This window comes from Pseudomonas sp. SDO5522_S412 (genome assembly GCF_054071215.1).
The window spans coordinates 1-8,969 of sequence record NZ_JBSVWQ010000230.1 but is presented as its reverse complement, the minus strand read 5'-3'; the positions used below and the strand labels follow the sequence as shown (position 1 = coordinate 8,969).

Here is an 8,969-nt window from a genome sequence, read left to right as displayed (position 1 = left end):
AATAGATGCGTCGACTGATGCGCCGCCTTCGCGAGCAAGCCCGCTCCCACAGTGGATCAGCGCACTACACCTTCTTCTATAAGCAATTTAAGAATGGCTTCAGCGCCCGCTTCCGGGCTCACGCCTTTGAGCACCTGCCCACCGCCGCCGCTGGCCTTGGCCGTTGCAGCCTTCATCCGGTCGGCACCGCTTTTGGCCTTGATCACCTTGAGGCGCTTGGGCCGAGGCTTGGCCGGCTGCAATACAGCGCCTGTGAATAACTCATCCTCCAACACCTCGACGTCATGGGCCGTCAGCTCACCGCGTTGCGCCGGGCCGTAGGCGCTTTGCCGTGGCTTGGGCGCCGCGTTATCCACCGTGGCCATAAACGGCAGGCGCACCTTTAGCCGCCGCCGTTGGCCGCGAGGCAAGGCCTGCAGCACATGGGCCACGCCGCCTTCGATGGATTCCACCTGGGCCAGGCCGACAATCAGCGGCCAACCCAGTTGCTCGGCCAGCAGGAACGGCAACATGCCCGAGCCTTCGCCGGTTTCCGCCTGGCTGCCGGTGAGCACCACTTGGGCGCCCGCGTCCCGCAGATAGTCGCCGAGCACCGGCAAGGCGTCTGCCCCGGCCGGTTGTTCAAGCACGTGCAACTGAGGCAAGCCCATGCCCAGGTAAGCGCGCAGGGTGGGTTCGCCGATGTCGCCGGCGTGCAGCACTTGCAGGTTATCCCCAGCCAGTTGCAGGCCCAGTTCCACTGCGCGCGCGTCTTGCTCGGCCCGGCGTGGACGGCCGGAAGTCGGGTGGGCACCGATGGACACCAGGCTGATTACATTCGTCGTCATGGCCATTTCCTTAAGCTGCATCGCGCTTGGCACCGTGGCGGTAGGCCTCGACCGCAACGATCAAGGCTTGCAGTATCGCGGCGCTTTCGCCGATCACCGACAGGTCGGCACGCTTGATCATGTCGCAGCCCGGGTCGAGGTTGATCGCCACCACCTTGTCGCAGGCACCAATGCCTTGAAGGTGCTGGATCGCCCCGGAAATCCCCACCGCCACGTAAACCCGCGCGGTGACCCAGGTACCGCTGGCGCCGACCTGGCGATCGCGCGCCATGAAGCCGTCGTCCACCGCCACCCGCGAAGCACCTTCGGTGGCGCCCAACGCGGCAGCAGTCTGGTGGAACAGCGCCCAGTCCTTGACCCCGTTGCCACCGGAGAAAATAAATTCGGCTTCGGCCATGGGAATCGCCGCCGGGTCCACGGCCACCGCACCCAAATCTTCGATACGCGCAAGGCTGCGGGCCAGGCTTGTGGATAACTCCACCGGCAGCACTTCGTGACGGGTTTCGCTGACGGGATCGGCGCACTCCGCCGCAGCCAGGATCATCCGTGGCAGTGGGCGGGCAAGATCCTCCTGACCCGCACCTGCACGGCCAATACATTCCTGGCCCTTGATCTGCCAGACCCGCGTGGCCGGGCGCTCCTTGAGGCTGGCGGCAAAGCGCCGCCCCAATTCACCACCGCCGCTGCGGCTGTCCGGCAGCAACCAGTGGCGCGGGTTGAACTGGTTATCCACAGCCCGCAGCCCGTGAACCCGTTGCTCCGGTGAATAACCGTCGAACTCATGCCCGTCCAACACCAGCAGCCGATCCACACCGGCGGTGGCGAAGGCGTTTTCCTTGTGTTCGCCGAACACTACGGCCAATACCGCACCGTCGTCGCCGGCCAGCTGCCGGGCCAGGCCCAGCAAGTCGCGGTCGTGGCTGCTCAGGCGGCCGCCGACCATGTCCGGCACCACGTTGATGTAGAAAGCGGGCGCCGGTACCTGATGCAGCGGCAACTGCACTTCCACCGCTGCCGTACGCTTGGCCGCGCCGCCCTGCTGGGCGCCGCTGCGGTCAATACGCTTGATGCCGTTGGGGCCGATAAAACCGACACCGTGCACGTTCTTGCGGATGACCCCATTGGGCCCCATCCAGCTGTGTTGCACCGGCTGCATCGCCGCGTGCAGCGGGTGCAGGCGGTTACGGGCGATCCATTCGGCCCGTGGGTCGCGGCGAATAATGTCGCTCATCAATGCACCTCCGCAGGTTCGCGTTTCGGCGCCTTGGCCGGTGCCGCGTCTTCAAGCAACGCGTCAGCTACCAGTTCGGCAATGTCCTTGATCAAGGGACGCGGTTCGACCACGCCTTCCAGCATCGCCGTGCACTGTGGACAACCCACGGCCACCAGTTCGGCGCCGGTCTCGCGGATGTCTTCCATGCGCATGTCGGGAATCCGCTGCTTGCCAGGAATATCGGTGATCGGCGCCCCGCCACCGCCACCGCAGCAGCGCGAGCGGAAACCGGAGCGCTGCATTTCCTTGACCTCGATCCCCAGCGCACGCAGCACTTGGCGCGGTGCCTCGTACTCGCCGTTGTAGCGGCCCAGGTAGCACGGGTCGTGATAGGTCACGCTGTTGCCTTTGTGCTGGCCCAGGTTCAGGGCGCCGGCGTCGATCAGTTCGGCCATGTAGGTGCTGTGGTGCTGCACCAGGTAGTTGCCATCAAAGGCGCCGTATTCGTTTTTCAGCACGTGGAAACTGTGGGGGTCGCAGGTGACGATGCGCTTGAAGCTGTACTTGGCCAGGGTCTGGATATTGCGTGCGGCCAGCAGCTGGAAAGTCGCTTCATCGCCCAGGCGCCGGGCCACGTCGCCGCTGTCGCGCTCTTCAAGGCCCAGTACGGCGAAGTCGACCTTGGCGGCTTTCAGCACTTTGACGAACGAGCGCAGGGTGCGCTGGTTGCGCATGTCGAAGGCACCGTCGCCGACCCAGAACAGCACGTCGACGGTTTTCCTGTCGCTGAGCAAGGGCAGGTTCAAATCCGCCGCCCAGTTCATCCGCCCGCCCGGTGCGAAACCGCCCGGGTTGTCGGTGGCGATCAGGTTTTCCAGGACTTCGGCGCCCTTGTTCGGGGTCGCGCCTTTTTCCAGGGTGAGGTGGCGGCGCATGTCGACGATGGCGTCCACGTGCTCGATCATCATCGGGCACTCTTCCACGCAGGCGCGGCAAGTGGTGCACGACCACAGGGTCTCGGCGTCCACCAGGCCATTGACGATTGGCTGGTGCGGGTTGCCGCTGTGTTCGCCGATGGCTTTGCCAGGATACGGGCTGCCGGCGAACTTGGCGTCGGTGCCACCGGCCAGGCCGACGACCATGTCCTGGATAAGTTTTTTCGGGTTCAGTGGCTGGCCGGCGGCGAACGCCGGGCACGCGGCTTCGCACTTGCCGCACTGCACGCAGGCGTCGAAGCCGAGCAGTTGGTTCCAGGTGAAATCCACCGGTTTTTCCACGCCCAGGGGCGCGCTTTTATCCGCGAGGTCCAGGGGTTTCAAACCGGTGGAACGGCCGCCGCCGAAGCGTTCGGCGCGGCGGTGCCAGGCCAGGTGCAGGGCACCGGCGAAGGCGTGTTTCATCGGGCCGCCCCAGGTCATGCCGAAGAACATTTCCGACACGCCCCACAACACGCCCAGGCTCAGCAGCGCGGCGAGCAGCCAGCCGCCGAAGTCCGCCGGCAGAATCCCGGCCACCGGCAAGGTCACCAGGAAGAAGCTCACAGAGAACGCCATCAGGCTTTTCGGCAGGCGCATCCACGGGCCTTTCGACAGGCGTGCAGGCGGGTTGCGACGGCGCAGGTAGACGAAGGTGGCGCCGACAAACATCAGCACCGAAGCCAACAGCAAGGCGTAGCCGAGGATGCGGTTATGCAGGCCGAAACCGTGCACCAGGATCGCCAGCAGCGCCGAGAGCACAAAGCCCAGGGCGGTGGCGACGTGGGTGTTGGCGATGTATTTGTCGCGGGCGACCACATGGTGCAGGTCGACCATGTAGCGCTTGGGCATGGCCAACAGGCCGCCGAGCAAGTCGACCTTGGAGGACCTCCCGCGGCGCCACATGTTCACCCGGCGCAGCGCGCCGAGGACGGCAAGGCCCAGGGCGGCGAAGAGCAGGATGGGAAGAAGGGTGTTCAACATGGTGAAGCTCCCAAAGACCACACAGGTCTACTGTGAAACTGGCCCGAAATGTGGGTGCGGGCTTGCTCGCGAAGGCAGCGTGTCAGTCGATGCATCCAGTGGCTGACACACCGCTTCGCGAGCAAGCCCGCTCCCACATTTGACCGAGTACACCTCGTCAGAAATCCTTGCACAGGCGCAGGGCGTCATAGATGGCCGCGTGGGTATTACGCTGGGCCACGCAGTCACCAATGCGGAACAGCAAGTACCCCTCGCCCGGCTCGCTCAGGCACGGCTGCGGCTTGATCGCGAACAGGGCCTCGATGTCCATCTGGCCCTTGTTGCGCGAGCCTGCCTTGAGCCCGTAGTAGAGCTCTTCGTCCGGACGCACGCCGTTCTCGACCACCACCTGGTCCACCACCCGCTCTTCCCTGGCCCCGGTGTATTCGTTCTCCAGCACCGCCACCAGCTTGTCGCCTTCGCGGTAGACCTTTTCCAGCATCATGTCGCCGGTCATGATCACTTCCTTGGGGTACATGCTGCGGTAGTACGTCGGGAACGACGTACCGCCCACGGCCACGCCCGGCTTGATGTCGTCGGTGACGATCTCGACCTGGCTGCCCTTGTCCGCGAGGAAGTCGGCCACCGACATGCCGGTGAACTCGCAGATGGTGTCGTACACCAGCACGTTCTTGCCAGGTAGAACCTTGCCGTCGAGCACGTCCCAGCTGCTGACCACCAGGCCTTCAGCCGCGCCCCAGTGTTCGTTCTGCTCCAGGAACGGATGACCGCCCACCGCCAGCACCACCACGTCCGGGCGCAGGTCGAGGATGGTCGCCGCGTCCGCCGCCACACCCAGGCGCAGGTCGACGTTCAGGCGCGCCAGTTCCAACTGGAACCAGCGGGTGATCCCGGCAATCTGGTCACGCTGCGGGGCTTTCGATGCAGTGGTGATTTGCCCGCCGATAAATTCTTTCTTCTCGAACAACGTCACGTCGTGGCCACGTTCGGCAGCCACCCGCGCCGCTTCCATCCCGGCCGGGCCGGCACCCACCACCACGACTTTGCGTTTTGGCCCGGTGGATTTCTCGATGATGTGCGGCACGCCCATGTATTCACGGGAAGTGGCGGCGTTCTGGATGCACAGCACATCCAGGCCCTGGTACTGGCGGTCGATGCAGTAGTTGGCGCCGACGCACTGTTTGATCTGGTCGATCTGGCCCATCTTGATCTTGGCGATCAGGTGCGGGTCGGCGATGTGGGCGCGGGTCATGCCGACCATGTCCACGTAGCCGCCTTCCAGGATGCGCGTGGCCTGGTTCGGGTCCTTGATGTTCTGCGCGTGCAGCACCGGGGCCTTGACCACTTCCTTGATGCCGGCCGCCAGGTGCAGGAACGGCTCCGGTGGATAACTCATGTTCGGGATAACGTTGGCCAGGGTGTTGTGGGTGTCGCACCCCGAGCCGACCACGCCGATGAAGTCGAGCATGCCGGTGTCGTCGTAGTACTTGGCGATCTGTTTCATGTCCTCGTGGGACAAGCCGTCCGGGTGGAATTCGTCGCCGCACAAACGGATGCCGACGCAGAAATCCGGGCCGACTTCCTTGCGTACCGCCTTCAACACCTCAAGGCCGAAACGCATGCGGTTTTCGAAGCTGCCGCCCCATTCGTCAGTACGTTTGTTGACCCGAGGGCTCCAGAACTGGTCGATCATGTGCTGGTGCACCGCCGACAGTTCCACACCGTCCAGGCCACCCGCCTTGGCCCGTGCCGCAGCGGTAGCGTAGTTGCCGATCACCCGCCAGATTTCTTCAGGCTCGATGGTCTTGCAGGTGGCGCGGTGCACCGGCTCGCGGATGCCCGAAGGCGACAGCAGCGTGGGCCAGTGCTCGCCGTCCCAGCGCGAGCGACGGCCCATGTGGGTAATCTGGATCATGATCTTGGCGCCATGCTTGTGCATGGCGTCGGCCAGGTTCTGGAAGTGCGGGATGATCCGGTCATCCGCCAGGTTCACCGACTTCCACCAGCCTTGCGGGCTGTCGATGGCGACACTGGAAGAACCGCCGCAGATCGCCAGGCCGATCCCGCCCTTGGCTTTCTCTTCGTAGTACTTCACATAGCGGTCGGTGGTCATGCCGCCGTCGGTGGCATACACCTCGGCGTGGGCGGTACTGAGCACGCGGTTGCGGATGGTCAGTTTGCCGATCTGGATCGGCGCAAACATTGCTTCGAAAGCCATGGCAGGGTCCTCGACTTACAACGGCTTGACGGTGAACAGGCCGTCGTCGTGGCCCTCTTCGGAGCCGCCGTATACCTGTTCCGCAACGGTGCGGATCTTGCTGCCGCGGGCTTCGAGAATCTGGTCCATCGCGCCGGCAAACCAGCCGGTGAACATGTAGTCGACCTTGCGCCCGACCTTGCCGTACACGTAGACAAACGCCGAGTGCTCGAGCTTGACGCTGGCGGTGCCTTTATCGAGGTCGATGTCCTGGATCTTGAACAGGCCCCAGCCGCGCTGCGACAGGCGCTTCATGTAGTGCTCGAACACTGCGACGCCTTCCAGGCCGTGGCATTCAGCTTCTTTTTCGCACCAGTGCCAGGCGGATTTGTAGCCGGCCTTGTAGAGGATCTCGGCGTAGGCCTCGCTGCCCAGAACTTCTTCGATCCCCATGTGATTGTTGACGAAGAAATGGCGCGGCACGTACAGCATCGGCAGGGCGTCGGAGGTCCAGACACCGGTTTCGCTGTCGACTTCGATAGGCAATTGAGGGGCGATCTTGGCCATGGAAACTTAACTCCGGAAAATGCTTTGGTAAGCCCCCAACGCATAAGGTTGGGGGAAAAGAGGCGTGAGTGGTGGCTTATTCGCCCCAGACGTCCTTCAGGACGTTGACCCAGTTTTCGCCCATGATCTTGCGCACCACGCGCTCGGGATGGCCGCGCTTGAGCAGGGTCTCGGTGAGGTTCGGGAACTCGCCCACGGTGCGGATGCCCAGCGGGTTGATGATCTTGCCGAAGCTGGTCAGGCGGCGGGCGTAGCCCTTGTCGTGGGTCAGCATTTCGAAGAAATCCTGGCCATGGCCCTGGGTGAAGTCGGTGCCGATGCCGATGGCGTCTTCGCCCACGATGTTCATGGTGTATTCGATGGCTTCGGCGTAGTCGTCGATGGTCGAGTCGATGCCCTTGGCCAGGAACGGCGCGAACATGGTCACGCCGACAAAGCCACCGTGGTCGGCGATGAACTTCAGCTCTTCATCGGACTTGTTGCGCGGGTGCTCTTTGAGGCCTGAAGGCAGGCAGTGGGAGTAGCACACCGGCTTTTTCGATTCGAGGATGACTTCTTCGGAGGTCTTGGAGCCCACGTGTGACAGGTCGCACATGATGCCGACGCGGTTCATCTCGGCGACGACCTCGCGACCGAAGCCCGACAGGCCGCCATCGCGCTCATAGCAGCCGGTGCCCACCAGGTTCTGGGTGTTGTAGCACATCTGCACCACGCCAACCCCGAGCTGCTTGAAGATCTCGACGTAGCCGAGCTGGTCTTCAAACGCGTGGGCGTTCTGGAAGCCGAAGATGATGCCGGTCTTGCCCTGTTCCTTGGCGCGACGGATATCGGCGGTGGTTTTCACCGGGATCACCAGGTCGCTGTTTTCGCGAATCAGGGTCTGGCTGGCCACGATGTTGTTAATGGTGGCCTGGAACCCTTCCCATACCGACACAGTGCAGTTGGCAGCGGTGAGGCCACCCTTGCGCATGTCTTCGAACAGGTCGCGGTTCCACTTGGCAATGATCAGCCCGTCGATAACGATGCTGTCGGCGTGCAATTCGGCTGGGCTCATCAGGCGTCCCCTTATTGGCGATTCATGCGCCGAATCGTCTGCCGGCGCTTTGGGGCCAGCATATGCCCCGGGGCAGAAGGAGCCGGGTGCAAAAACGACAAGGGAATTGCCGAAAGCGTCAATCCGCGACAAAGGCCAACATGACATCTCTGACGGGTGTCTGTTCTTTGTCTTACGCTTGAGCCAGAATTTGCTCATCAACTGATATGAGACGGCGCAATGAAATCGATTTTCCTGGCTTTGGCACTCATCGCAACCGGCGTACACGCCGCTGAAGACACCGACAGCACGCCCTGCGATGGCATCGAGAACGACAAGCAAACCCTGGAATGCGCCACCTACAACAAAACCACCGCCGAACAACTGCTCAAGGATAACTACCAGGGCTTGCTGGAACGCATGGGTTCGACCTATGGCAGCAACAAGACGCAGCTGGCGGACATTACCGCTCGTCTGAAGGATGCCCAGCAGAAGTGGGAAAAGTTACGTGATGCGGATTGCGCCGTAGATACCTTTCCGGCAGTGGCGGGAAGCAAGGCATATGCGATCCAGCAGAATGATTGTCTGGCGCGGATGAGTGATGAACGGTCGGAGTTTTTGGAGTCGATTGGGCAGGAATAAGCGACAATCCCCTCCACTCTTTACTCAGAACCAAGGCTATTCATGACAATCTGCGGCATCGAAATCAAAGGCAGCGAAGCCATTATTGCTGTCGCCTCTCTCGACGGTCAGGCATTGAGCCATGCAGCCCTGGCCACCAAGAAAATCGCCCTTGAAGACGATGATGAGGCGGCCAACGTCAAGGCCTTCGCCACTCAGGTCAGCGCGTTTGTGCGGGAAAACGGCATCAGCCGCATCGCCATCAAGAAGCGCAGCAAGAAAGGCGAATTCGCCGGTGGCCCGACTACGTTCAAGATTGAAGGTGTGTTTCAGTTGCTGGAGGGCGTTGAAGTGACGCTGCTGTCGCCGCAGACCATCAATGCGCAGAACAAGAAACATGACTTTGCCCTGCCGGCGACGCTGAACAAGTATCAGCATGAGGCCTTCAAAGCCGCGTGTTCAGCCCTGCTCAAGAAATAAGCTACATCGCACATCCCCTGTGGGAGCGGGCTTGCTCGCGAATGCGGTGTGTCAGTCAATACATGTACCGACT

The 8,969-nt window shown here is 62.6% G+C and carries 8 protein-coding genes; 2 read left to right on the top strand and 6 right to left on the bottom strand.

What is annotated here, in order from left to right:
• Positions 1 to 56: 56 nt before the first annotated feature.
• From etfB to ACW9I6_RS27640, 6 genes are all read right to left on the bottom strand, one after another.
• Positions 57 to 827, bottom strand: coding sequence for an electron transfer flavoprotein subunit beta (etfB, locus tag ACW9I6_RS27665; protein ID WP_102370063.1), 771 nt, complete (start codon positions 825 to 827; stop codon positions 57 to 59).
• Positions 828 to 837: 10 nt separating this feature from the next.
• Entirely contained in the window at positions 838 to 2,058 is a 1,221-nt protein-coding gene (etfA, locus tag ACW9I6_RS27660; RefSeq protein WP_008430652.1) for an electron transfer flavoprotein subunit alpha, read from the bottom strand.
• Positions 2,058 to 3,998, bottom strand: a complete 1,941-nt coding sequence (gene dgcB, locus ACW9I6_RS27655) for a dimethylglycine demethylation protein DgcB (RefSeq protein WP_008430650.1) — start codon at positions 3,996 to 3,998, stop codon at positions 2,058 to 2,060. Before dgcB ends, etfA begins: the two co-directional genes overlap by 1 nt.
• 157 nt (positions 3,999 to 4,155) lie before the next feature.
• Positions 4,156 to 6,216, bottom strand: coding sequence for a dimethylglycine demethylation protein DgcA (gene dgcA / locus ACW9I6_RS27650; protein WP_087694764.1), 2,061 nt, complete (start codon positions 6,214 to 6,216; stop codon positions 4,156 to 4,158).
• 15 nt (positions 6,217 to 6,231) lie between these two features.
• On the bottom strand, positions 6,232 to 6,762 hold the full coding sequence (locus ACW9I6_RS27645; protein WP_008430647.1) for a DUF5943 domain-containing protein: 531 nt from the start codon (positions 6,760 to 6,762) through the stop codon (positions 6,232 to 6,234).
• A 76-nt stretch (positions 6,763 to 6,838) separates the two neighbouring features.
• Positions 6,839 to 7,816: a dipeptidase gene (locus ACW9I6_RS27640; RefSeq protein ID WP_003216932.1), complete on the bottom strand. Its 978-nt coding sequence runs from the start codon at positions 7,814 to 7,816 to the stop codon at positions 6,839 to 6,841.
• A 219-nt stretch (positions 7,817 to 8,035) separates the two neighbouring features.
• Here ACW9I6_RS27640 and ACW9I6_RS27635 point away from each other — a divergent pair, with 219 nt between their 5' ends.
• Both ACW9I6_RS27635 and ACW9I6_RS27630 read left to right on the top strand, forming a co-directional pair.
• The gene (locus ACW9I6_RS27635; RefSeq protein WP_003216930.1) at positions 8,036 to 8,437 is read left to right on the top strand and encodes a lysozyme inhibitor LprI family protein; all 402 of its coding nucleotides are present in this window, start codon (positions 8,036 to 8,038) and stop codon (positions 8,435 to 8,437) included.
• A gap of 42 nt (positions 8,438 to 8,479) precedes the next feature.
• Positions 8,480 to 8,896: a DUF3010 family protein gene (locus ACW9I6_RS27630; protein ID WP_457340053.1), complete on the top strand. Its 417-nt coding sequence runs from the start codon at positions 8,480 to 8,482 to the stop codon at positions 8,894 to 8,896.
• Positions 8,897 to 8,969 lie beyond the last annotated feature (73 nt).